This window comes from Acidobacteriaceae bacterium, from assembly GCA_028283655.1.
Lineage (GTDB): Bacteria > Acidobacteriota > Terriglobia > Terriglobales > Acidobacteriaceae > Granulicella.
The window spans coordinates 1,533,640-1,558,241 of sequence record JAPWKE010000003.1 but is presented as its reverse complement, the minus strand read 5'-3'; the positions used below and the strand labels follow the sequence as shown (position 1 = coordinate 1,558,241).

The window sequence follows — 24,602 nt, the reverse complement described above, 5'->3', positions numbered from 1 at the left end:
TTCTCGCTTTGCTTCGGAATGTCGGGTGAATCGATGTTGCGTAACTCGTTGGATGCGTTGGCGGTTAGAGGCGTGGTGTCGCGGTGCCACCGCTATAGGTTATCGGTTTCTTCAGCTCCAGAAACTCGCGGCGGGCGTAGCCGAGCGCGTAGAGCTTATCGCCGATCTGGGTTGCGCTCGTCAACTCGCCTGCGGGCTTGCCTTCTGACTCAAGCGGCGCAGGCAGTTGCTCCGGAAGAGCGCCGGTGAGCTCGAACTTTGTGAAGAGCTTGTGGACCTGACCGCGCGAGCGGATGCGCTCGACGATTTCCTGGCCGAGGTAGCAGCCCTTGCTGAAGTGCAGGGCGTGGGGCTGGTTGGTCTCCTGAGGCAGGTCCTTGGCCGTGTCGGTGTTGCGAATGTCCGTGCCGTAAAGCGGTGTGCCGGTGAAGACGCGGAAAGCTTCAAGTGCTGCGGAAGAGAGTTCCGGCAGAGCGAGCGCAGCTTGCAGCGCAGCGATGGTCGCTGCTTCCGCGCGAAGCTCAAAGGTGCCTGCGGCCTGCGTCGTTGTCAGTAGTACCGGGCCGTGCGCTGTATCGGCCAGGGCAAGGCGAAGGGGGCCGACCGCTGGCAAGCCTGCGCGCTGCAACGCTACCGCCGCCTCCGGGCCGCTGAGAAGCAGGGAGGTTTGCTCGAGTGCGGCGTCGGCAAGCTCGACATCGTCCATGATGATGAACTTGTCCAGCAGCGAGCGGATCGCTTCCACCTGTGCGCTGCTGGTGGCGAGCAGGTAGGTGATTGGCTCGCTGTGCTCGCGATAGATATACGCATCGCCCATGATGCGGCCCTGCGCGTTCAGCAGGAAGTTATAGCTGCCTTCGCCGGGCTGCATGGCCTGGATAGAGTTCGTCACCATACCGTTGAGCCAACGCGTGGCGTCAGAGCCGGTGATGCGGAGGAACGCACGGTCAGCAAGCTGCGCGAGTGCGGCGGATTCGAGGAGGGGCTGGATCTGGTTTGAAGGCATCATGCGTCGGACTGTTGGATGATCTTCGCCGTCAGGAGATGCGCGGCGTTCCACAACCATTGTAGTGACGCAAACGCGCAGATAGAAAAAGCCGCCGTTTCTCCTGCCGCCCAAGGGAGCGGCGGAAGGGGGAAACGGCGGCTTCTGACTACTTCTTGATCGAGTGGGAAAGCAATTGGTGCAGGGACAGCGATTGCGTGACCGTAGTGCGTGCCTGGGGTTTGGTTCCGGCATACACATCCCCAACCTGGTTTCCAAGAGGAGCGATGGTCGGCGCGGCTGCACCTACCAACTCGCTCAGCACGAACGTGCCGGGCGTGCAGGAGTCCGTCGTGGTCGCGACGCACCCAGCGTTCGAGACCCATACGTTGCCGCTGCCATCAATGGCCAACCCGTAAGGGCGAGGCAAAGTCGCAGGGTGCTGGAAGACGCTGACCTCGGTGTTTACCCCGACAATTGCGTTGTTTCCTGCATCGGCAGTCCATGTGGTCAAGCCGCCGTCAAGGGCAATGCCTTCAGGCTGAACTAGAAACGGAATGGGGAGGCATCCGTTGAGGTTGGTGCAAAGCTGGTCCGCGGTGGAGGCTGCGCCGACCGCAACTGCGTTGTTACCGTTGCTTGCGGCGTATAGACCGCCGCTCTGGCAGTTGCTGGAGGTCGCGGACAAGGTCTGGGTGGTGTAAACGTCGTCCACATCGGTCAGTGCTTCGAGTGAGCAGGGGGAGGATAAACCTCCCGTCATAGCGAAGATCGTCTGAGAGGCTAAACCAATATTGATGCTTGTTATAGGAGCACTAAACGCGCCAATACTTCCACCTCCATAAGTAACCGTATTCGCTCCACTGGCGGTATGTTCTCCAAGAAGAAGTTCCTCTCCTTCCACGAGATAAGCGGCACTGGTGGTAGCTCCTGCTGTATCAACAGTTTCTGTCTGCGTCGTCGTTAGATCATTTGAGAGGGCTGCAACCACATTGGAGCCGAGGTCTGATTCCGCAACGAATCCATCCGGGGTGATTGCAAGATATTGCGGCGTGACCAGTAAACCTGACGCCAGCAAAGAGCTGAAACTTCCCGTCGATGGATCAAAGTAGCCCATACCTGTTTTGCCGGTTGCGTCCGAGGGAAAGAAAACACGGCCGTTGGGATCGATGTCGATGTTGCTGAAGCCTCCACCGGGAAGCGCGTTGTTGATGGCAAGTCCAAAGTCCGTGCTGCTGTAAGCGACAACAAGGCCGAGATCGTCAGGCTGCGTCGGCAGACCGACAAAGGGTGCCGTCGCCGCTTGCAGCGAGTAGAGGCTGCCGATGTTCTGCGTCGGGTTGAGTGCGAGGCTGACCGCGGCCTGCAGCGTGTTGGTCGGAGTGTTCGTGCTGCCTGCGGGCGGAGGCACATCGCTGTAAAGCGTCGCGCAGTTCGAGAAGCTCGAAGAGTCGTTGACGCACGCGGCCAGGATGTTGGCGATCGTGTTCAGACGAGTGTCTTCGCGGGTGATGCCATTGCTGCTGGCGCGGGCTACACCACTCGGAATATCGACCAGCATGGAAATGGTGTTGGCGTTTGAAAGCTCAAGCGAAGCCATGTCCCCTGGGGTCGCGCCAAAGCCGTTCGTCGAGGACGAACCAAAGACCGTGGTGAAGAAGTGCGAGAGCGCATAGGCTGTCGCCGCCGTGGTGACTTCGTTGATGTTGACGATCGCCTGGGGTGCCGTTCCGCAGGCGCCGAGGCCCGCAGCCAGAAGGATATTCGGGTTGGCGTAAGCGGGGTTGGCATAGCCGCCCGAGGCTGTGATGTAAACGGGGGCAGAGGCATCCGTGCAGGTGTAGCTTCCCGCAGGAATACTGAAGCTGCCTGTGCCGTCGGTGGTCGTCTGTGCCAACTGGGTCGGGTCGCTGCCGTAGCCGGTTTCTCCAGCCTGCCAAACGGTAATGGTCGAGCCCGTGACAGGCTGCTGGCCGCCAAAAACGGTTCCGCGAACGGCTGAAGGAGTCGAAGTAATGTTTCTCGTTCCGAAACCGCAGCCTGAAAGCAGGAGAGCGGGGATCGATGCCAGGGCGGACAAACGCAGCTTGCGCGTAGTAATCGATGTCATGAGGTGCCTGTGTCTGAGGAAGATTTGAGAATCGGTGTGATATCAAAATAAATCACCTCAATCGCGGTGCGATACTGCGCGAAGGATGTAGCTGCTCTTGTTCTTCGTCTCACCCTTTTGCTTTTGCTTTCGGAGTAGAGGTGAGCTTTTGTCCCGTCACCCTACGCTCCAGCCACTAAGGCTGGGCGAAGTTTGCCGGGTATGGGTAGACTCGTGGATGACACGCAGTGGGTTTTACGGAGGCAACAGCATTGGATAGTCGTTTCGGCGTTGGTTTGGTGGGATTAGGACTGTTGGTTGGCACGCTGCAGGTACAGGCTCAGGCGGTCGAAACTCCAAAAACGCCGAATTCGAACACCCCGGCTGCGGGCGCTCCGAAGGGCCAGACGACGCCTCCTGTGCTCGAAAGCGGGCAGACGACCATCGCGGTGGACGGCAAGTTGACCGAAGAGCAGAAGCGCGACATCCTCTCGAGCGAAGAGGACATCTTCCACTTCGTCAGCAAAGATACCGGACTTGCCATTCACAAGCCCGTAAAGGTGGCCTTTGTGCCGCGCGATGCCGTGGCCAAAGAGTTACGGACGAAGTTCGACGAAGACAAGGGCAACAAGCGCATGGAGCGCAGCGAACTTGTGCTGAAGAAGTTCGGAATGCTCGACCGCGACTTCAAGCTGCGGCCGTTCCTGCTGAGTCTGCTCACCGAACAGATCGCCGGGTACTACGACAACAAGAACAAACAGATGACGCTGCTGGACTGGGTTCCGATCGACCAGCAGAAGCCCGTCATGGCGCACGAACTGACGCATGCCCTGCAGGACCAGCGCATGAACCTGCGCAAGTGGCAGGACCCCGAACCCGAAGGCGTTGCGAAGAACGTGAAGGAAGATAACGAGCACATCGCGACGGACGAGGCCGGAACCGCTCGTGAGGCCGTGCTCGAAGGGCAGGCGATGGTGACCTTCGCCGACTACTATCTGGACACTCACGGTTACAGGGGCAAGACGCTGCGCGACGTGCCGCAGATGGGCGACATGCTGGCCAACGGCGCAGGAGATTCCTCTGACTCGCCCGTGCTGGGACGCGCTCCGCTCGTACTGCAGCAGGCGCTGTTGTTTCCGTATCGCGAAGGCCTGGTGTTTGAGGCGAAGGTCCTGGCATCTGGTGGCACGGAAAAAGCATTTGCCGGAGTCTTGGACGCTCCACCGTCGGCGAGCGCGCAGATCCTGCACCCGGACGTCTATCTGGCGAACGCGCCGATGCCGGTGCTACGTCTGCCGGACGTTCATCCTGAGCTGACCAAAGCCGGTTGGCTGCCTTACGACGTCGGCGTAATGGGGGAGTTGGACGTGCGCATGACGACGGAGCTCTTCGGTGGCCGTCCGTTGGCGGAAGCGCTGGCACCGAACTGGGCTGGTGGCATCTACCTGGCCGCTCAGAAGAAGGACGCCAGCGAAGCTGATAAGGGAACGACGAAGTCGATCGGCCTGATGTACCTCTCGCGCTGGAAGAACGCGGACTCTGCCGCAAGCTTTTTCCAGGTCTTTGAGCAGCAGATGTCGCGTCAGTACAACGGTCTGCAGCGCCGCCAGGCGGACGAGAAGGACGAGAACGAGCGAGTCTTCTCCACACGCGAAGGCGATGTTCTGCTGGTCCACACGGGCAACTCGGTATGGGTGAGCGAGGGCTTTGACCTGGCGTTGGCGCGTCAGCTTCGCGAGCAGGCAGAGGCCGCGAACCCGACCGGCAGCGGTCCGATGATGCAGGCCACAACGCTCCCGGTTGAAGGCCATGGCCTCATCGAAGGGTTGTCGAACTGGCTGGGCGAGTTCGGCGTCATGAAAGCTGCATTGGTGAAGTAACGGGCTGTCAGAGTTACCGAATAGAGAAGGGCCGCGAGCATCCAAACTTGCGGCCCTTCTTCTGTAGCTATGTTGTTTTTCTAAACCTTAAGCCCTGCACCCTAAGCCCTGGCCCTACTTACTCTGAGCAACGGTCATCAGGTTGATATTTGCCAGTCCATGCACCCAGCGCGCGGGCTTTTTGTCACTATCGTTAATGAGCTGGATGAGGCCGCCTTCGGTATCGGGCAGGCCGGACTTCATGACCGCTACGATGACCTGTCCCTTGGAAAACGACGGAACTGCCTCCATCGCTGCATAGACCACGTAGTACTGGTCGGTGCCGGTTGCGATCAGTGCAGAGTGCTTGATCAGCGGTTCGGTCTCGGCATTGACGGTCAACCCCGCCTTGGCCAGCACGTCGATCAGCAGCGGGCCGGAGTAATCCTCGTCCGTGTTGCGATGAGCATTGTGGACGTGCAGGGTGTGTTGCGGCAGCGCCAGCAGATCTTCGACCGTCAGGTTGGTCACGCGGCCCTGAAAGGTGATGTTCAGGCTGTGGGAGGCCGGAACGGGCTTGTGCATGGGCATCGGCGCTGTCTCGTCGTGATGCTCCTGGGCGACGAGAGGAGCGGCGATGAGGAGTGCTGCGAGAAGGGCTGGCGTGGCAAGCTTGAGTTTCATGGGGTACAGGGTACGCCTTTCCTTGGTTGTGTCGGTAGATTGTGCCGATAGGCCTTTGCTTCCTTGGATGTCAGGGGCTCATCGCGGGTAGGCCAGCCAGTCTGCATTGCGTGAGGATGACAAATCAAAAGGCAGAAGACGTATACTGTTGCCATGTCGATCGTTCGCAATATCGGTGCTATTGCCAAGGGCATGTCCATTACGTTGGGCGAAGCCTTCAAGCCGACTGAGGTAGAGAACTACCCGGACGGCAAGGGACCGCTGCGCGGTGCAGTGCTTCAGGAGCGTTTTCGTGGCAAGCATCAGTTGCAGCGCGATGAGAACGGGCTCGAAAAGTGCGTAGCCTGCTTCCTCTGCGCGGCTGCCTGTCCGTCGAACTGCATTTATATCGAGGCTGCGGACAACACGGCTGAGCAGCGCATCTCGTCGGCCGAGCGCTATGCGAAGGTCTACAACATTGATTACAACCGCTGCATCTTCTGCGGCTACTGTGTGGAAGCCTGCCCGACCGATGCGATCACGCACGGACACGGCTTTGAGCTGGCCAGCCTGAACGCGACCACCATGGTCATGCGTAAGGAAGACCTGCTGGTGCAGATTCCGGTGGGGCTTCCGAAGTCGAATCAGGAACAGGCCGAAGTGCTGGCGTAACGAATCAGGGTCCAGGGCTTCGGGCCCAGGGTTCATGGAGTGGAAACACCCCGCGAGTGGCGAGCCTTCAGGGCTCGCCTTTTGCTTGGAAGGATTAGAACGATGGCTGAAAAGCACGCGCTGGCAAAGTTGATGGAAGAGCGCATCGCGATCATCGATGGTGCGATGGGGACGACGATTCGCACCTATGGCATGACCGAGAAGGACATTCGTGGAGAGCGCTGGGCGAATACGGAGAAGGATCTGCTGAATAACGGGGATATGTTCTCGCTGACGCAGCCGAAGATGATCGGTGACATTCATCGCCGCTTTCTGGAAGCCGGCGCGGACATCATCGAGACCAATACCTTCGGCGCAACGAGCATTTCGCAGAGCGAGTTCTTCGTCGAAGACCCGCGAGAGCGTGGCGGACGCAAGGACCCTGCGTTCTATCAAGAGGTGCTCGAAAACCCTATGCTTCGCGATTTGGCGTGGGAGATCAACGAAACCAGTGCGCGCCAATGCCGCGAGTGGGCCGACCGCGTCGGCAACGACACCGGCATACAGCGCTTTGTCGCGGGCGCGATTGGCCCATTGACCGTCTCGCTATCGAACTCGCCCGACGCCGATGACCCGGGCTTCCGCGTGGTGAGCTTCGATCAGGTGCTCGTCGCCTACAAGGAGCAGACCCGTGCACTCATCGCAGGCGGTGTCGACACGCTGCTCGTGGAGACGATCTTCGACAGCTTGAACGCCAAGGCCGCGCTCGTCGCGATTCGCGAGGTCTTCGATGAAGACGGCCTCGAACTGCCGGTGCAGATTTCTGCTGCTGTCGGCCGTGGTGGCGAGACGTTGATCTCGGCGCAGACGACGGAAGCTTTCTGGAACGCGGTGGCGCATGTAAATCCTTTGAGCGTCGGGTTGAACTGCTCGCTTGGGCCGGATCTTATGTTCCCGTTCTTGACGGAGCTTTCGGCAAAAGCGAAGACCTCGGCTGTATCGGCTTACCCGAATGCCGGTCTGCCGAACCCTTTGTCGGAGACCGGCTTTGACCTTGGTCCGGAGGACATGGGCCGCTTTCTTGGTGGTTTTGCGCAGGATGGGTTGATCAATATTGCAGGCGGTTGCTGCGGCAACACGCCCGAGCACATCGCAGCGATTGCGAACGCGGTGAAGGGTGTCGCCCCGCGTGTTTATGGACGAGAGTTGGTGACGGCGTGAGTGTAGTGGAAACAAAGCCCTTGCGGCTGTCGGGCTCGCAGCCATTTACGCAGCAGCCCGGCGTGTACCTGATGATCGGCGAGCGCACGAACGTAGCGGGATCACCCAAGTTCGCCAAGCTGATCAAAGAAGGGAAGTACGAAGACGCGGTAAGCGTTGCGCGTCAGCAGGTGGAGAACGGCGCGAACGTCATCGACATCTGCATGGACGAAGGCATGATCGACGGCGTCGCCGCGATGTCGCGCTTTCTTCTTCTGCTCGCCAGCGAGCCCGAAGTGGCAAAGGTTCCCTTCATGGTGGACTCCTCCAAGTGGGAGGTCATCGAGGCAGGCCTGAAGTGCCTGCAGGGCAAGGGAATCGTCAACTCCATCTCGCTGAAGGAAGGCGAGGATAAGTTCCGCGCAAACGCCCGCACGGTGCTGAAGTACGGCGCCGCAGTTGTCGTGATGGCTTTCGATGAGGATGGCCAGGCGGCGACGTATGAGGACAAGATCCGCATCTGCGAACGCGCGTATCGCTTGCTCGTCGATGAGATCGGCTTCCCCCCGGAAGACATCATCTTCGACCCAAACATCCTGACCGTCGCGACGGGCATGGAGGAGCACAACAACTACGCGCTCGACTTCATCAACGCGACACGATGGATCAAACAGAACCTGCCGCACGCCAAGGTGTCGGGTGGCGTATCCAACATCTCGTTCAGCTTCCGCGGCAATAACAAGGTCCGCGAGGCGATGCACTCGGCGTTCCTCTATCACGCGATCTCCGCAGGCATGGACATGGGCATCGTCAACGCCGGAATGCTCGAGGTCTACGAGGAGATCGAACCGGAACTGAAAGTTCTAGTGGAAGATGTTCTATTGAACCGTCGCGACGATGCGACCGAACGCCTTGTCGACTTTGGTGAAGCGTTGAAGGCTGCTGGCGCCGGGACAAGCGCGGCCGAAGAGAAGAAGGTCGAGGAGTGGCGCTCGGGCACGGTGGAAGCCCGCTTGTCGCACGCGCTGGTGAAGGGCATTGACACCTATATCGACGAAGACACCGAAGAGGCTCGCGCCAAGCTGGGGCGCCCCCTGCTGGTGATCGAAGGCCCGTTGATGGCAGGCATGAGCGTCGTCGGCGACCTCTTCGGCGCAGGCAAAATGTTCCTTCCGCAAGTCGTAAAGTCGGCACGCGTGATGAAGAAAGCCGTCGCGTATCTCACTCCGTTTATGGAGGAGGAAAAGGCTGCGCTGGCTGCTGCGGGTATCGAGGTGAAGGCGCAGGGCAAGATCGTGCTCGCGACCGTCAAGGGCGACGTCCACGATATCGGCAAGAACATCGTCGGCGTGGTGCTGGCCTGCAATAACTACGAGGTCATCGACATGGGCGTCATGGTGCCTGCGGAGAAGATCCTCGAGCGTGCGAAGGAAGTTCGCGCAGACATCATCGGCCTCAGCGGCCTGATTACGCCATCGCTTGATGAGATGGTGCATGTTGCGCGTGAGATGGAGCGCCAGGGCTTCAAGGTGCCGCTGTTGATCGGTGGCGCGACAACGAGTCGTGCGCATACGGCGATCAAGATTGCGCCGCATTACTCGCAGCCTGTCGTGCACGTCACCGATGCTTCGCGTGCGGTGCCGGTGACGACTTCGTTGCTGAGCGAAGAGAGCTCGGAGGCGTTCAAACTGCAGCATGCGGCCGAGTATGAGGCCGTGCGTCAGCAGCACTCCGCACCGCAACAGAAGCTGCTGCCGATTGAGAAGGCGCGCAAGCTTCGCACCCCGATTGAGTGGCGTGAAGAAGATCTGGCGAAGCCCTCGTTTACGGGCGTGCGCGTGTTGGAAGGCTTTCCGCTGGAAGAGTTGGTGCCGTATGTGGACTGGTCGCCGTTCTTCCACGCGTGGGGCTTGCGTGGTTTGTATCCGCGCATTTTGAGTGATGAGAAGCAGGGCTCGGAGGCGACGAAGTTGTTCGCGGACGGGCAGGCGATGCTCGATCTCATGGTGCGCGAGAAGTGGGTGCAGGCGCGCGGTGTGTATGGCTTGTTCGAGGCCAATGCTGAGGGCGATGATGTAGTGCTGGCGGATGGAACGAAGCTCTTCTTCCTGCGTCAGCAGACAGCGCGCGAGGGTGATGTGTGCCGTGCGTTGTCGGACTTCATTGCGCCGCGTGAGACGGGCCTGAAGGACTCGATTGGCATGTTCGCGGTTACCAGCGGCATCGGGTTGAAGGAGATCGTTGAGCGCTTTCGCGCGGAGCATGACGACTACAGCGCGATCATGGCAGAGGCGATTGCGGATCGTCTGGCAGAGGCGTTTGCAGAGCGTCTGCACAAGATCGTGCGCGATGAGTGGGGCTTTGGCTTGACCGAGAACCTCACGCCCGAGGAACTGATTCGCGAAGGCTATCGGGGCATTCGTCCGGCGCCGGGCTATCCCGCCTGCCCGGACCACACGGAGAAGGGCACGATCTGGAAGCAGTTGGATGTCGAGGCGCAGACGGGCATTGTGCTTACCGAAAGCTTTGCGATGTGGCCGGGGTCGAGCATCTCGGGCATCTACTTCGCGCACCCGGAGGCGAGGTATCTGTCGCTGGGCAAGATCGATCGCGATCAGGCAGAGGACTACGCCGCGCGCAAGGGCTGGACGCTGGCTGAGGTAGAGCGTTGGCTGGGGCCGAATCTGGGGTATGAGCCGGGTGCTTGATCTCCCTTACCAGCGGCAGAAGTGGCCAAAGGTAAGGGCAACGATCAGTGTTTGCACGATAAGTTTAAGGAGTTTCATGGCGGCCTCCTAAAGCTGCGTGCAGAAGCAAATGCCCGCGGAAGAATGCTTGTCAAGAAATATCCACAGTGTGTTTGCAGTGTAGTCAACGCGGTGTTATAACTACCTTATTCACCCACGCAAGTGGGCGGATTTCATGCAGAGTGGCTGAGGGACGAGCCCTGAGACGCCACGACAACCGGACAGTACAAGTGCGTACCGGTGTCACCTCTCTCCTGGAAGTCGCAGGGTACATGAGATTCGGTGTCGCAGCCTCGTCCTGACGGACTGCATCCCGCGTATTCATATACCACTGGCTGAACGCGGCGGCCCTCTCCAAGAGAAAGTTAGTCTCAGCAACGTTCCCAGGCATTATTTGCTGGGAGGATGTTCGATGTCGGATTCGTCGTGTACGGTTTATGAGCTGAAGTGCCCTGAGTGCAAGAAGGGCTTTGGAAATGTGCCGATGTCGGCCTGCCCTGATTGCCTGGCGCCCCTCGAAGTGCAGTATGACCTCGAGAGCGTGCGCGGACGCTTCACCAAGGAGTCGGTTGCAGCCGGCCCGGCGAGTATCTGGCGTTATAAGGAACTGCTTCCTATCCCGGCGGGCCATCAGCCTGATTTGCCGGTTGGCTTTACGCCGCTGGTGAAGGCGAACCGTCTCGGTAAGCGCATTGGCGCAAACAACCTCTACGTTAAGAACGATGCCGTCTGCTTCCCAACGCTGAGCTTCAAGGATCGCGTGGTCGCGGTGGCGCTGGCGAACGCACAGCACTTTGGTTTTGACGTCGTCGGTTGCTCTTCAACGGGTAATCTGGCAAACGCGGTGGCTGCGCAGTCGACACGTCTCGGTCTGCGCGCCTGCATCCTTGTCCCGAGCGACCTAGAGCCGGCAAAGATCCTGAACACGCTCGTCTACGGCGCAAAGCTCGTGCGCATCGAAGGGAACTACGACCACGTCAACCGCCTCTGTACGTTGATCGCAGACGAGTATAAGTGGGGCTTCGTCAACGTCAACCTTCGCCCGTACTACGCAGAAGGTTCGAAGACCGTTGGCTACGAGATCGCCGAGCAGCTTGGCTGGAAGCTTCCTGACAATATCGTCTGCCCGATGGCTGGTGGATCGCTGATCCGCAAGATCAAGAAGGCGTTTGCAGAGCTTGTTGCGCTGGGTCTGGTGGAAGACAAGCCTGTGAAGTTCTTCGGTGCACAGGCGACCGGATGCTCGCCGATCTCGCATTCGGTCAAGAACGGCTGGGACGATATCGAACCGCAGCGTCCGAACACGATCGCTCGTTCGCTCGCGATCGGCAATCCGGCTGATGGCCCGGCAGCGTCGAAGATGATTCAGGCGACGGGCGGCTATGCCGAAGACGTCAGCGACATCGAAATCGTCAGCGGTATCCAGGAGCTTGCAGAGACCGAAGGCATCTTCACGGAAACCGCCGGTGGTGTAACCACGGCTGTGACCGCGAAGCTTTACGCTCAGGGGCGCATCGGAGCCGACGAACTGACCGTCTCGGTGATCACGGGCAACGGCCTGAAGACCACCGATGCACTGGTCGACAAGTACGAGCAGGAGCGCGCGGTGAAGCCGCGTCTGGCAGAGTTTGACGCTTACCTGCGCGAGACGGACGCGTCGCTCATTACGGACGTAGCAGGAAACGAGCAACTGGAGTTAGTTGGAGGATCGAAGTGAGTATTAAAGTAGTTTTGCCAACGGCGTTGGCGCGACACACAGACGGACAGAAGACGTTTACGTCGGAAGCAAAGAACCTGCCAGGACTGATCGCAGAGTTTAACGAGAAGTTTCCCGCGCTTGCGGAGAACGTAACGGATGAGAACGGCAAGCTACGGCGCTTCATCAACGTCTATATCAACGACGAAGACATCCGCTTCCTCGGCGGCGACTCGCACGAGTTCGAAGAGGGCGATGAGATTATGTTGATCCCGTCGATAGCTGGCGGAAGCCGGTAACTTCAAGCTGTAAGTAACAAGAAGTAAAAGGGTGGCGAGCTTTGGCTCTCCGCCCTTTTCTTCTCCGCGTTGAGCATCGGATTCGGTTTCCTTGGACGCGGCTTCACCGCTATCGACAAATACCTGGCGATGGAACGCTTCATCAGGACGCTTCTAGCGTTGCAAGTACAGGCACTTGCTCACAAAGTCGCCTGCCAGTTCGCGCAGGATAAGAGTGTGTGTGTCGAAAGACTGCCCATGGCCGCGACTCGGGAGGCGCGTCGTGTCTGTCTGACAGAGAGGCATGAGCGTCATCGGATCGACAAAGAGAACGTAGAGCGTGGGTATTTCTGTGGTGGAGGTCTCGTCTGCCCGATGGACATGGGTCGCGGTGACGGTGGTTTCCTGATCGATGTAGCCGGAGATCTTCAGGATCACGTCTGCGTCCTGGGGCGAGTCGACTTGCCTGAGCGGAGCGCGCGAGTTCCCGAGGAAGCGAAGAAACGTCTGGCTCAGCTCCTTGGGGACCCAGGGGATATCGAAGCCTTTTTGGAAACCCTTAATCACGCCTTCATCGTCAACGAATACGGTCGATGCCATGCGCAGACGTTCCGCTGCTTCGGAGGGAGTGAAGGGGATTCGAGCGCTTTCAGGCGGAGCAGGCGCCGCTGGAACGCTGGGGCTCTTTGGCGGGCCGCTCATGGCCGCGATCTGCTGCGTAAGCTTTTTAGAGATCTTAATCGCGTTCTTGTTGGTCGGCAGGATTCCGCTCGAGGCTTTGATCGTTCCGAGTAGCGAGTAGGCCTTTGGGTTTATGACGTCGATTAGATCTGCGTTCGCGGGACCACTGGACGCTCGGTAGGCGAGGACCACATCGCAGCCGCGTGCGGTTGCCATAAATTCGAAACGGTTGAGCGCTGCGATGTCGCGATAGAGCGATAGAAAGCCCTGACTCGGCTTCTGATCGTGCAATACATTGTCATCCTCTTCCAACAGGCAAATGCTCTGCGCGGAGTGGAGCGCGGCGGCGACATGCGGCATTTTGGAGGGCTTGGAATCAGCCAGGCAGGATGCCGTGCTGCCCAGGAGGGGGATGCCGAAGAGAGCGAGGGGGGCGATCGCTCGCCCCCTCGCAAAAAAGCTACGCATTCGTTATCCGAGCGTGGGCATGGTCGTGTCCACACCCGTCCGAATACCCGTCGGCCATCGCGCCGTCACCGTCTTGATGCGCGTATAGAAACGCATGCCTTCGGGGCCGTAGATGCTGTGATCGCCGAAGAGCGAACGCTTCCAGCCGCCAAACGAGTGGAACGCCATCGGCACGGGAATCGGCACGTTGATGCCGACCATACCCGCCTGCACACGCCGTGCGAAGTCGCGTGCAGTATCGCCGTCTCGCGTGAAGATCGAGGTGCCATTGCCGAACTCATGCTCGTTGATGAGTTCGAGCGCGGTCTCAAAGGTATTCGTCCGAACGATTCCCAGCACCGGTCCAAAGATCTCTTCTTTGTAGATCTTCATCTCGGGCTTTACATGGTCGAACAGGCAAGCGCCGAGGAAGAAACCGTCGCCTGCGGGCAATGCTATTGTACGCCCGTCGACGATCAGGTCTGCGCCTTCGGTCTTGCCGAGGTCAACGTATCCGGCTACGCGGTCGAGGTGCTGCCTGGTCACCAGCGGGCCCAGATCGGGTTCTTTCTCCGACGACTTCGCACCATCGCCAAGGCGCAGATCAGCGATGCGTGACTGCAGCTTGCCAATCAGGTTGTCGGCGGTTTCCTTGCCGACCGTAACGGCCACTGAGATCGCCATGCAGCGCTCGCCAGCCGAGCCATACGCGGCACCAACCAGTGCGTCTGCCGCCTGGTCGAGATCGGCGTCCGGCATCACGATCATGTGGTTCTTCGCACCACCCAAAGCCTGCACGCGCTTGCCGTGCTTGGTGCCTTCGCTGTACACATACTCCGCGATCGGCGTGGAGCCAACGAAGCTGACAGCCTTGATCGTCGGGTGCTGCAGAATGCGGTCAACCGAGGTCTTATCGCCATGCACGACGTTGAAGACACCATCGGGCAGGCCAGCTTCTTTCAGCATCTCCGCAATCAAAATTGCCGCAGAGGGGTCACGCTCGGAGGGCTTCAGGATGAAGGTATTGCCGCACGCCAACGCCATCGGCGCCATCCACATCGGAACCATCGCAGGGAAGTTGAACGGCGTAATGCCGGCCACGACACCAAGCGGTTGCCGCACGCTGTAGCTGTCGATGTTCGTGCCCACCTGCTCGGTGAACTCACCCTTCAAAAGCTGCGGAATGCCCGTGGCGAACTCAATATTTTCGAGCCCACGCGTGCATTCGCCCTTTGCATCGGAGAAGACCTTGCCATGCTCGCGGGTAATGGCTGCGGCCAACTCGTCAATGCGAGCCTCAAAGATCTCGCGGAAGCGGAACATCACGCGTGCGCGACGCAGTGGCGGCCAGTTCGACCACTCCGGGAAGGCCGCGGCAGCAGCAGCTACGGCTGCGTCCACTTCAGCGTCTGTTGCGAGCTGAATATGGGCCTGCTTCTGGCCTGTCGCGGGATTGAAGACGTCAGTGACACGGCCGGATGTGCCTGCAACACGCTTGCCGTTCACCCAATGGGGAATCTCAGGCAGGGCTGTAGCGGTGGTGGTGGAATCGGGTGCGGTGGCAATGGCGGCCATGGGCGTACTCCTTCAGGGTCTCAAGAGGAAAACGCTATGGTAGCACCAGATCGCCTCGCCTGCATCCCCCGCAACCGTGCTTCTGTGTCCTGACTCAGGCGTCTGCCTGCAAACGCTTTGGAGCTCGTCGTATCTCCGTTGGCTCATGCTCAAAGCTGATGATGAGCGCCTGTGCTGCTTCGTTGCCCGACGCCTGATACGTCCGCTGTGTCTCGCTGGAGATATACAGGACATCACGCGGTTCCAGCAGATGAGACTCGCCTTTACGCTTTAACTGAAGCTGACCGGAAAGGACATACACCATCTCGACTCCGGGATGAAGCTCCGGATGAAAGGGGTTTCGTTCTTCGCCTGGGAGAAACTCAGCCATACATGGGCGCAAACCACCTTCGGGCACAAGGATTCCGAAGCTTTCCGCAATGTAATCCGGCGTGACGGACGATAATCCCATCGGCAGTCGAACCCGGTTCTTTTTGCGCTGAATTCGGAAGACGCTTTGGTCTCCCGACTCGAAAAAGTAGCTAAGATCCTTGCTGAAAACGATGGAGATTCGAGCCAGATTTCTCAGCGTCGGAATCACACGCCCGGTTTCCAGCTGCGAAAGAAAGCTGGCAGACAATCCGGTCTGCTTACCTAGCTCTACAAGTCCCATAGAACGCTTGAGTCGCAGCCGCTTAATCCGCTGGCCTAACTGGGCAGCGGAGAGTAGTCCTTCTGCAGCTTCAGGGTCAATTGACGAGGGAGCCTGAACCTGCTCGGAGGGACGAAGTGTATCGTTCTGTGTCGATTTTGCAGTGGGTGTAACCTTGCTCACTAACATTCTCCCTTGTCCCTTCTGATGCAATTTCGAAGGACTACGTTGTGGGAACGTGGTTTGAGGGGAATCGGCGGAGTTTCGTCGCCAGGAAAGATTGTTGCTCTGCCCGGAGCAGGCGACGGACGGTAAGGGAGAAGCGGTGTCCGTCACCTTATCTGCCGGGAAAACGAACGGAGTTTCTTCTTAGTGGCCCGGGACCCGTTTATCCGTTCTTAGAAAGTACGTCGCAGATCCGGAAAAGGATTGCTGGAGACATAGTTTTCGCAGGGAGTCTATCAAGACGCACAGCCATAAGTCCCGGTAGCAAAACGAGCTCGAAAGCCGGATTAGCGCCCGGTATTTTGGTCGAGAATCGCTTCGGCGGGATGCTCCGTACGGCTCGGGCCGTTGGCTACAAAGCCGACCGCGCACGTGATGAGCACGATTCCTGCCCAGCGTGAGAGGCTCAGATGCTCATGCAGCCAGAAGTGCGAGAGCAGCGCCACCACGACGTAACCAAACGCCGTGGCAGGCATCACAAACGTCAGATCGGCCCACGAGAGCGCAGTCATGTAGCTGGCAAAGAAGCCGATGAGCAGCAGAATGCCGCCATCGATGAACGGATTGAAGAGCGCCTTCCAGAGTAGACCGAGGTGCTGAAAGTCTACGGAGCCAACCTGCTCCATACCACGCGCCAACAGCGAATCACCCACCGAGGCGGTGAGCATGATGGCTATCAGAACGGCGTACTGCGAAGGCTTGAGCGCGTGCTTCATCGTTACTCTTCCAGTGTACCTTTTTGCCGCGTAGATTCAGCCCCGGCAGGCCATAGAAAGCACAACGGCCAGCCCGAAGGCTGACCGTTATTGTGAAGCGGACGAGAGCGCGGGTTACGCGTTCATCGAAACCGATTCCTGCTGCTTCGCTGCTGCGTCTTCGCGGGCCTTGCGCACCATTTGGTTGCGCTCCTTGCGCAGCTTCATGTAGCTCTTGGCTTCCTCGTAGAGACGCGGAACGTCGCGGTTGACCACTGCCTTCCAGACCACGCGGAACGCGGCCTTTGGGCGGAAGTAATACTCGTCGTAGAACTTGTGCACCATCTCCATGACGTAGTCGGTCGGCAGGCCAGGGTACTCGATGTGAGCCATCTGATGTCCGCCGTGATCGTTCATGTTCTCGTTGGTGATGTAGTTGTTCTTCGCCGCGAAGTCGTAGAACTCGGTGCCGGGGAACGCGTGCGCGATGGAAACCTGGATGGTTTCGCAATCGAGCTGCTTGGCGAACTCAATCGTATTGCGGATCGAATCCTTCGTCTCACCGGGCAGGCCGAGGATGAAGTCAGCGTGGATGACAAGGCCGAGGTCGTGGCAGTTCTTGACGAACTCACGCGCGCGCTCAACGGTGGCACCCTTCTTGATGTTCTTCAGAATCTGCGGATCGCCCGACTCGAAGCCCACGATCAGCAGGCGGCAGCCCGCTTCCTTCATGGCCTTCAGCGTGTCGTAGCTGGTCGTTACACGCGAGGTGCAGGACCACGTCAGGCCGAGCGGCTTCAGCTTCTCGCAAAGCTCGATGGTACGAGCCTGCTGAATGTTGAAGGTATCGTCGTCGAAGAAGAACTCCTTCACATGCGGGAAGTTTTCCTTCGCCCACTTCATTTCAGCGGCAACGTCGTCGCTCGAACGCTTGCGCCACGCATGGCCCGAAAGCGTCTGCGGCCACAGGCAGAACGTGCACTGCGCCGGGCAGCCGCGCGTCGAGTACAACGAGACATACGGGTGCAGCAGGAAGGGCACGTTGTAACGCGTCACATCGAGGTCGCGCTTGTAGATCTTCGTCGCCCACGGCATCGCGTCCAGATCTTCGACCTGCGGACGATCCGGGTTGTGCTGGATCACGCCGTTCTCATCCTTGTAGGAGAGGCCGAGGATCTCGTTGATCGGCTTGCGGTTCGCATAATCGACGATCGTGTAGTCGAACTCGCGACGGCAGATGAAGTCGATAGCGCTGCACTCGTTCAGAGCGCGATCAGGATCGGTGGTAACCGGCGGTCCGACGAAGGCGATCTTGATGGTGGGATGCGCAGCCTTGATGGCCTGTGCAAGGCCATGATCGCTGGCCCAGCCCACGGTCGAGGTGAAGAGTACGAGAAACTCGTAGTCCTTGGCGATCTGGATCGTCTCATCGGCCGACACATGGTGCGGCGGAGCGTCGAGAAGGCGTGAGCCTTCGAGCAGGCCTGCAGGGTAGGTCAGCCAGACGGGATACCAGTACGACTCGATCTCGCGGGTAGCAGGCCAACGGGAGCTGGCGCCGCCGTCGAAGTTTTCGAAGGAAGGGGGGTTGAGCAGCAGTGTTTTGAGGGGCTTCACAGACATAGATTTTACCACTTTGGCAACGTTCGGGGGTGGGGGATTCCGGGTAGGTACGGGTCCGTTTCCTGCTTGACAGGTCTACGGGTGGACGGTGTGAAGCCAGGCCGAAAGCTGACCGGTCTGGCGCATGAGAGAGATTTCAACCTGCAAAAGCTGTTGACGGGCATGCAGAAGATCAAGTTCCTTCTGCGAAATATTCAACCGCGCCTTCTGTTCATCCTTAGGCGAGAGCGGCTGTTGTCCGTTGTTGACCGCGCCGGCGCTGGGCTGAAGCTGGATCAATACGGCCTGAAGCGAGTCGCGGGCCTCTTCCACATCATCCTGCGCGGCTTCGGTATTCAACTCCAGTTCGGTCGCCGAGTGCTCTAACTTCAGGCGGCCTTCGAGGAACTGGTTCCGGGCCCGGACCACCTCGGCGTGGGCGCGGCGAGCGTCAGCCGCTGACTGGCGGGCCTTAGCGCGGTGCGCCTGGTCCAGCAGCGGAAGATTGATCTGGATGCCGAGAGAAAGCGCATTGCGGCTGAGGCTGGGATTATCGAACGCCGGGTAATAGGTGGCGTAGCTGGAAAAATCTGTCGTAATGCGAGCGTAGCTGGCGCCGAAGCTCATCTGGGGCAGGTAGAGGTAGCGTGCATCGCCGTGCGCCTGCTCCAGTTTGGCCGTTTCGTTGGCCAGCGCCGCCTGCAGGGCAGGGCTGATCGTCGCCGGAGGCATCGTCTCGCTGGTAAGCGTCGCGACATCGGGCAGGGCAGGAATGCTGCTGGTAGAGGTCGCAGGTATCGCACCAACAAGCCCTGTCATGTGCTCCAGGTGGTCGGAGTATGTCGCGATATCGCTGTCGATCGAGAGCATCTGTAACTGGATGCTGACCACAGTGCGGTGTGCACGCGGGATTTCGATATGGGCGTCAACACCGGACGCGACACGATCCTGAGTAATGCTTAGCAACTTCTGCGCGTGATCCAACGCCTGCTGAGCCGCGGCTTTACGCTGTTGCGCATTGTTTAGCGCGAGATAGGTGACGATGACGTCTTCTGCAACGTCGTCTTCCGCCTGCTGCAGAGCAAACTGCGTGGCGTTCCAACCGACATGCGCCGAGCGAACATAGTCAAGCTGCGACCAGTTCATCACCAGCGACTGTGCAGAGATCGTAAAAATAGTGGGGACGGAAAGCGGAACACCGGTTGACTTGCCGACGCCACCCACAGCGCCGACGACAGGAACATACGCATCCTTGGCTTCGGCAAGCTGGGCGCGGGCCTTGTCGACATCAGCCTGCGCGGCGCTGACGCGAGGGTCAGAGCGCAAAGCAAGACCCACCGCAGAGGTCAGCGATAGCTGCGCATGAGCGGCGGAAGAAGCGAAGGCCGCGACGGAAGCGATTGCAAGCGCGGCGTTGAGCAGGCGTGATGACATCGGTTGCGGTGTTGGCCTCGGTTTCCGTCTGATGCCCCGGATTGCCGCCGGGACTCGGCTTAAAGAGAGTTTAGGGCTTTTTGGGCCGGTTCGAAATGGGCAACTAGGGCCAGTGCCGCGTTGTATTCGTTTCGCGCACCATTTGCATCGCCTTTTTTTGCCAGCAATTTGCCCAGGGAGACGTGAACCTTCGCCACAGGTTGTTCATCGGTCTGCCCTGCAGGCGTGTTCAGGTACAGGCGCAGCCACTGCTCCGCAAGGTCAAGATGCCGCTTCTGATCGATGAGGATCTCGGCAGAATCCACCAGCGATGGTCCGGAGTTATGTGCTGCGGCGACTGCTTTGCGCAGCGCATCAAAGCTGGCATCGTACTGCTTGCGGCGTCCAAGGTACTGCGCGAGATCGGTCCATGCGCCGGAATCGTTACGGACAGTCACCGCGGAACGAAACTCGCGCTCGGCTGTGCCGTAGTCGTGGTCTTTCTCTGCAGCAAGTGCTTCGGTGCGATGCGCCGACTCGGGCAGGGCTGCAGCAACACGCTGCGCCAACGCGCGAGCCTTGTCCGTGCCGCCACCCACAAGGCTCGGAGCGCCAACGTAGAAATCGGTGAGGTCGTTGACCGCAGGCGAGTAGGCCGGATCAAGATTGACCGCAGTTTCGAACGATGACCGCACCTTCGATGCGAGCTTCATTCCGGCAAATGGACCAGCATGGTCAGCTTGCACACCATACGCCCGGCCCAGCCAATCGACCGTGACCGTGGAGTTGTGCGCTGCTACGGCCGCGTCACAGGCTGCAACCGCCTGGTCAATATGCTGAGCCGCGTAGTGTGCCCGGCACAGCAAAAGCTTCTGCGCTGCCGTCGCTGGCATAGCATCCAGTTGCGCGATGGCTTCATCCAGGTTGCCATGCAGAATCAGCCTCTCGGCCGAGCCATAGTCAGCCGCCGACGCCGCTGCTGTCAGTGCAGAGAGCGCAGCCAGCAGGGCAGCAGATCGAATTGTTTGCGTCAGAGTCAATACAGTGTGAACGGTTACTGCGTCTTCACATGCAGACCGTCGCTGAGGTCGGCCTGTGTGGTCGCGCCCAGGGCGACGATGTCATGTTCGTTGAGGCCGCCGAGAATCTCCACGCGCGTCAGGTTCACAATGCCGACCTGAACCACCGTGCGTACAAGGCGTCCCTCGATGATCCGATAAACAAAGTTTGTGAGGCCCTCGGTGTGCAGCGCTTCACGCGGAACGCTTACCGCGTCCTTGCGCTCGGAGGTCGTTACCGTCACGGTGACGTTCGTGTTCGGCAGCAGTTCGCCGTCGGTATCGTCCACTGTGATCAGGCATTCGCCGACATTGCGCGTGCCATAGGTGATGACCGTCGTTGGGGCCTGCGAGATGTGTCCATGCCACGTACGGTTCAGACGGGCATCCCATACGATCTTCACCGGCTGATTTGTTGCGAGCTTACCAATCTCCGGCTCGTCGAAGTACGCGCGAACCTGCAGGTGCGAAAGGTCGGCGACATCCAGCAGTGCTTCGCCGGAATTCACAAAGTCATACTGCGCAACGGGCAGGGAGTATACCGTTCCGGCAAACGGAGCGCGGATGGCATAGCTCTTGTAATCGTTTTGCGCCGACGACAACGCTGCCTGCGACTGCGCCAGTTGCGAGCGCTGTGTCGACATATCGGCTGCACTGTAACGGGAGGTCGACCGGGCCTTCAGAGCTGCCAGACGAGCATTGGCATCCGCCGAATGCTGTCGGGCCTGCGCAACCTCTGCCGGGGAAACCGAACCCTTGGCCAGAAGCTCCTGCATCGTCTTCAATGATGCGGCAGAAGCGTTAGCCTGCTGCGTTGCGGTGTTCAGGTCTGACTGCGACGCCAGCAACTCTTCCTGCGAGCCACCGTGCTGCATGTTCTTCAGCGCGTTTTCAGCCTGCGCCACAGACGCCTGTGCCGAAGCGACCTTGTTGGTTGCGTCCGAGGCGTTCAGCAGCAGCAACGGCTGGTTCGCGCCAACACGCTGGCCCAGCGAGACGTACATCTTCTCCACCACGCCGGGGGCGGGAGCATGGGCCTGAAAGTCTTCAACAGGTTCCACTTTGCCATTGGTCGAGATGGTAGAAAGCAGGTTTTGGCGTTCCACGGTCGCGGTTCGTACCGTGACGATGTCACGGTCGCGCGTGGAATAGAAGATGGCTGCGAGAATGGCGATGGTCAGCACAATCCAAAGCCAGAGGCGAGACGATTTTGTTCCGTTTGCAGCCATGAGTTCGAAAGTCAGTATATAAGACGGGGTTAGCTGGTTCGTGGTCGCAAAAAGCTTAGGGGTTTTCTGCAGGTATCAAACGGTCGCATCGCGAAGCGATAACACTTCCATCTCCCAGCCACCAAAATCGGGGTGCCAGTTGCGGCGCAGGCGATACACCACGTCCAGCGGAGAGCCCTGGGCCCACTGCCGTTCCCGCGCTAACTCTGGAAAATCCGTTCTCGCACGCGACCACGCCATGCCGCCGATACGGCGTCCGCTGTCCACATCCTCGAATTGCAACCGCAGGTGGCGCTCCTTGATCACGCGAATCGCAGAGGCCAGCCGAACGTTCCGCGTCAGAAACAGCGGCTCCGTATTCCCGTTACCGAACGGCCCAAGCTGCTCCAGGGCATCGAAAAACGGCTGAGTCAGGTCGTCGAGCGAAAGCTCAAGGTCGCATTCGCGGGTTTCTACCTCGGGCGCGACCGGCGCGTGGGTTGCCGCATAGGCCGTCAGCCGCTCTCGCAACGCGGCAACGTTCGTGCTGGGCAGCGAGAACCCAACCGCGTGGGCATGGCCTCCAAAGCGATGAAAGAGTGGTTCTGCGGTCGTGTCGCGGTGGTCGTTGTGTGCGGCCGTAATCGCATCCAGCAGGTGAAAGCCTGCGACCGAGCGCCCCGAGCCGTGAGCATCACCGGAAGGCTCATGGGTCAGCACCAGCGCAGGCGTGGCCGTGCGGTCGACCACCCGCGAAGCAAGAATCCCCAGCACGCCACGATGCCACGGTGCCGCCGCTTCGGCATCATCCAGTACTAGCGCCGCTGCCAGCCCCTCTTCGGATGCCGCCATCGCATCGAGTCGCGCCTCAATCTCTCGCAGCGCATCGGCCTCGGTCGTCTTGCGCTCATCGTTCAACTGGTGAAGCTTCTCCGCCAGGCTCCGAGCCAGCGCCGCGTCGCGGGTCAGGAACATCTCCACGACGTCAGAGGCAATGTCCATGCGGCCTGCAGCGTTAATCCGTGGAGCAATACGGAAACCCACATCAAAGCCTGAAATTGGCCGCGAGAGGTCAATCGAAGCCAGTTCCATCAGCGTCCGCAGGCCGGACTGCGAGGGCTTGCGCAGCTCCTCCAACCCCAGCGAGGCGATCACCCGATTCTCTCCGTTCAGCGGCACCGCGTCGGCGATCGTCGCAACCGCGAGCAGCTTCAGAAAGCTCGGCAGCGTCTTCGTCCGTAGCCGTGCCAGCTCCTCATCGTCTCGCGCCGCAGACTCCAGCAGGGCCTGCGCCAGCTTGAAGCTGACCGCCGCGCCACAAAGCTCTTTGTACGGATACGGGCAGCCTGGCTGGTTGGGATTCAACACCGCAACCGCTTCGGGTACGCCTTCCGCGCCGTCGGGCAGGTGATGGTCGGTAACGATCAGGTCCAGCCCCAGCCGCTTGGCCTCCTCCGCTGCCGCAAAGGCGCGGATGCCGGTATCCACGGAAACCACCAGCCGAACCCCTTCTTCATAAGCGTCCGTCAGCCGCGAACTCTGGATCCCATAGCCTTCGCGAATGCGGTGCGGGATGTGATATCGCACGTCGGCGCTCACGTTCAACGACACCGCGGCGCGTTCAATCGCGGTCTTCAGCAGGACTGTGGCAACCGTGCCATCGACGTCATAGTCGCCATAGATCAGGATGGGCTGGCTCGCCAGCAGCGCGGCACGCAGGCGTTTTACGGCCGTGCTCATGCCCAGCATCAACAGCGGGGAATGGAGTTGTGCCGCCGTCGGGTGCAGAAACCAGGCGATCTTCGACGGCGTATCCAACCCCCGGCAAACCAGCAGCGCGGCAATCTGCTCGGGCAGGCCAAGCTCACGCGCCAGGTCGGCGGAGGCTTCATTCGGTTCAGCGAGCGTCAGCCAGCGTTCTGTTGGCCTGTGTTCCGTGGACTGCGGCATGTGTTTCCAGCATGCGCTCCCCGGTGGTGGAAAAGCGAAGAGGCATGACCGCATCGCGGCCATGCCTCTTCGCTTTCCAACGGTCGAGCTTAGTCGTCGTCCTGGTCGTCGAGCATGATTCGGCCAATCTCGGACACGCTGTCGAGAAGCTCCTGGAAGCGGTCGTACCACTCCGTCGCTGCCTCGTACAGGTACACCACCCCGCCCGTGCTGAAGCCGAGCTGAATGTAGCCGATCTTGCCCACATGCTGTGTCAAATCCCGTGCCTCTTCGAGCTCTTCGGGGTCGTGGTCGGGATAGTTCTGATCGCGAACCTGGCCGATGAGCGTTGCGACGTCTTCCGGTTCGAGCACGACTTCGCTCATCGTGAGGAAGGGAACTGACGCGGACTTGGCGTGTTCGACAAAGTCTTTCCAGGAGTCTGGATCTTCATCTTCGAACAGGATGGAGGGAACGTCTTCGGGCACAAACGCCTTCATGGAGCGAAGGCCGTGGCCGGCGATGAAGGCCACCATGTCGTCTTTAGTGGTGGAAAGGTCGTCAACGAGCATAGGGTTTGATTTTCGCAGATACAAGTGCAAGCATCCAAACAGATATGCCGAAGTTTGATCATCACGTCTTTATTTGCACCAACGAGCGAGGCCCCGATGCCAAGCGTCCCAGCTGCGCCCACGAGGGCAGCAAGAAGTACAAAGGCCTCTTCAAAGACGCCGTAAAGAAGGCCGGAGCCAAAGGCCGAGTCCGTGTACAGGAGACCGGCTGCCTGGAGCAGTGTGAGCACGGCCCGGTCGTCGTGGTCTATCCGGAAGCCGTCTGGTACGGCTTCGTCGGAGTCGACGATATTCAGGAAATCGCCGAAAAACACCTCGCTGGCGGCGTTCCGGTCGAGCGTCTCCGTCTGCCGGACACCTGCCTCAACACCGAGCACTGCCCGCACCGCAAGTAGCGT

General features: G+C 59.7%; 20 protein-coding genes and 1 riboswitch. Of the genes, 7 read left to right on the top strand and 13 right to left on the bottom strand.

Translation table 11 applies throughout. From position 1 onward, the window contains the following. Positions 1-64: 64 nt before the first annotated feature. Both PW792_09450 and PW792_09445 read right to left on the bottom strand, forming a co-directional pair. Positions 65-1,009 carry a folate-binding protein gene (locus PW792_09450; GenBank protein MDE1162153.1) on the bottom strand — a complete coding sequence of 315 codons (945 nt, stop codon included), beginning with the start codon at positions 1,007-1,009 and terminating at the stop codon, positions 65-67. 145 nt (positions 1,010-1,154) lie between these two features. Next, positions 1,155-3,095, bottom strand: coding sequence for a hypothetical protein (locus tag PW792_09445; GenBank protein ID MDE1162152.1), 1,941 nt, complete (start codon positions 3,093-3,095; stop codon positions 1,155-1,157). Between the two features lie 251 nt (positions 3,096-3,346). On the opposite strand from PW792_09445, the gene PW792_09440 reads away from it, so the two are divergent. Continuing rightward, a complete protein-coding gene (locus PW792_09440; GenBank protein ID MDE1162151.1) occupies positions 3,347-4,954 on the top strand; it encodes a hypothetical protein in 1,608 nt (535 codons plus the stop codon). Positions 4,955-5,068: 114 nt separating this feature from the next. On the opposite strand, the gene PW792_09435 is transcribed toward PW792_09440, so the two are convergent. Continuing rightward, on the bottom strand, positions 5,069-5,617 hold the full coding sequence (locus tag PW792_09435) for a hypothetical protein (GenBank protein MDE1162150.1): 549 nt from the start codon (positions 5,615-5,617) through the stop codon (positions 5,069-5,071). A 153-nt stretch (positions 5,618-5,770) separates the two neighbouring features. On the opposite strand from PW792_09435, the gene PW792_09430 reads away from it, so the two are divergent. The 5 genes from PW792_09430 (at position 5,771) to PW792_09410 (ending at position 12,189) form a co-directional block, all read left to right on the top strand. Then, on the top strand, positions 5,771-6,268 hold the full coding sequence (locus PW792_09430) for an NADH-quinone oxidoreductase subunit I (protein MDE1162149.1): 498 nt from the start codon (positions 5,771-5,773) through the stop codon (positions 6,266-6,268). 102 nt (positions 6,269-6,370) lie between these two features. Then, positions 6,371-7,468 (top strand): homocysteine S-methyltransferase family protein, encoded by a 1,098-nt coding sequence (locus PW792_09425; protein ID MDE1162148.1) that lies wholly within the window; start codon positions 6,371-6,373, stop codon positions 7,466-7,468. Between the two features lie 5 nt (positions 7,469-7,473). After that, positions 7,474-10,155 (top strand): methionine synthase, encoded by a 2,682-nt coding sequence (metH, locus tag PW792_09420; protein ID MDE1162147.1) that lies wholly within the window; start codon positions 7,474-7,476, stop codon positions 10,153-10,155. A gap of 209 nt (positions 10,156-10,364) precedes the next feature. Continuing rightward, a riboswitch (SAM riboswitch) is annotated at positions 10,365-10,473 on the top strand. Positions 10,474-10,606: 133 nt separating this feature from the next. Beyond that, positions 10,607-11,911: a threonine synthase gene (thrC, locus tag PW792_09415; GenBank protein MDE1162146.1), complete on the top strand. Its 1,305-nt coding sequence runs from the start codon at positions 10,607-10,609 to the stop codon at positions 11,909-11,911. Continuing rightward, entirely contained in the window at positions 11,908-12,189 is a 282-nt protein-coding gene (locus tag PW792_09410; protein MDE1162145.1) for a MoaD/ThiS family protein, read from the top strand. The genes thrC and PW792_09410 overlap by 4 nt, the downstream gene beginning before the upstream one ends. A gap of 153 nt (positions 12,190-12,342) precedes the next feature. Here PW792_09410 and PW792_09405 read toward each other — a convergent pair whose 3' ends face one another. The 10 genes from PW792_09405 to PW792_09360 all read right to left on the bottom strand — a co-directional run bounded on the left by PW792_09405 (position 12,343) and on the right by PW792_09360 (position 24,204). After that, entirely contained in the window at positions 12,343-13,317 is a 975-nt protein-coding gene (locus PW792_09405) for a hypothetical protein (GenBank protein MDE1162144.1), read from the bottom strand. 3 nt (positions 13,318-13,320) lie between these two features. Continuing rightward, a complete protein-coding gene (locus tag PW792_09400; GenBank protein MDE1162143.1) occupies positions 13,321-14,871 on the bottom strand; it encodes a CoA-acylating methylmalonate-semialdehyde dehydrogenase in 1,551 nt (516 codons plus the stop codon). Between the two features lie 94 nt (positions 14,872-14,965). Then, on the bottom strand, positions 14,966-15,838 hold the full coding sequence (locus PW792_09395) for an XRE family transcriptional regulator (protein ID MDE1162142.1): 873 nt from the start codon (positions 15,836-15,838) through the stop codon (positions 14,966-14,968). A 176-nt stretch (positions 15,839-16,014) separates the two neighbouring features. Then, entirely contained in the window at positions 16,015-16,443 is a 429-nt protein-coding gene (locus tag PW792_09390) for an EamA family transporter (protein MDE1162141.1), read from the bottom strand. A 114-nt stretch (positions 16,444-16,557) separates the two neighbouring features. Continuing rightward, complete coding sequence (gene hpnJ, locus PW792_09385; protein ID MDE1162140.1) at positions 16,558-18,045, bottom strand: hopanoid biosynthesis associated radical SAM protein HpnJ; 1,488 nt, start codon at positions 18,043-18,045, stop codon at positions 16,558-16,560. 75 nt (positions 18,046-18,120) lie between these two features. Next, positions 18,121-19,458: a TolC family protein gene (locus tag PW792_09380; protein MDE1162139.1), complete on the bottom strand. Its 1,338-nt coding sequence runs from the start codon at positions 19,456-19,458 to the stop codon at positions 18,121-18,123. 59 nt (positions 19,459-19,517) lie between these two features. Then, complete coding sequence (locus PW792_09375) at positions 19,518-20,477, bottom strand: hypothetical protein (GenBank protein ID MDE1162138.1); 960 nt, start codon at positions 20,475-20,477, stop codon at positions 19,518-19,520. A 14-nt stretch (positions 20,478-20,491) separates the two neighbouring features. Next, positions 20,492-21,724: an efflux RND transporter periplasmic adaptor subunit gene (locus PW792_09370; GenBank protein MDE1162137.1), complete on the bottom strand. Its 1,233-nt coding sequence runs from the start codon at positions 21,722-21,724 to the stop codon at positions 20,492-20,494. A gap of 75 nt (positions 21,725-21,799) precedes the next feature. After that, positions 21,800-23,653: a single-stranded-DNA-specific exonuclease RecJ gene (gene recJ, locus PW792_09365; GenBank protein MDE1162136.1), complete on the bottom strand. Its 1,854-nt coding sequence runs from the start codon at positions 23,651-23,653 to the stop codon at positions 21,800-21,802. Positions 23,654-23,742: 89 nt separating this feature from the next. Then, positions 23,743-24,204 carry a hypothetical protein gene (locus PW792_09360; protein ID MDE1162135.1) on the bottom strand — a complete coding sequence of 154 codons (462 nt, stop codon included), beginning with the start codon at positions 24,202-24,204 and terminating at the stop codon, positions 23,743-23,745. Between the two features lie 44 nt (positions 24,205-24,248). Between PW792_09360 and PW792_09355 the strand changes: the two genes are divergently transcribed. Continuing rightward, on the top strand, positions 24,249-24,599 hold the full coding sequence (locus PW792_09355) for a (2Fe-2S) ferredoxin domain-containing protein (GenBank protein MDE1162134.1): 351 nt from the start codon (positions 24,249-24,251) through the stop codon (positions 24,597-24,599). Positions 24,600-24,602: the final 3 nt, after the last annotated feature.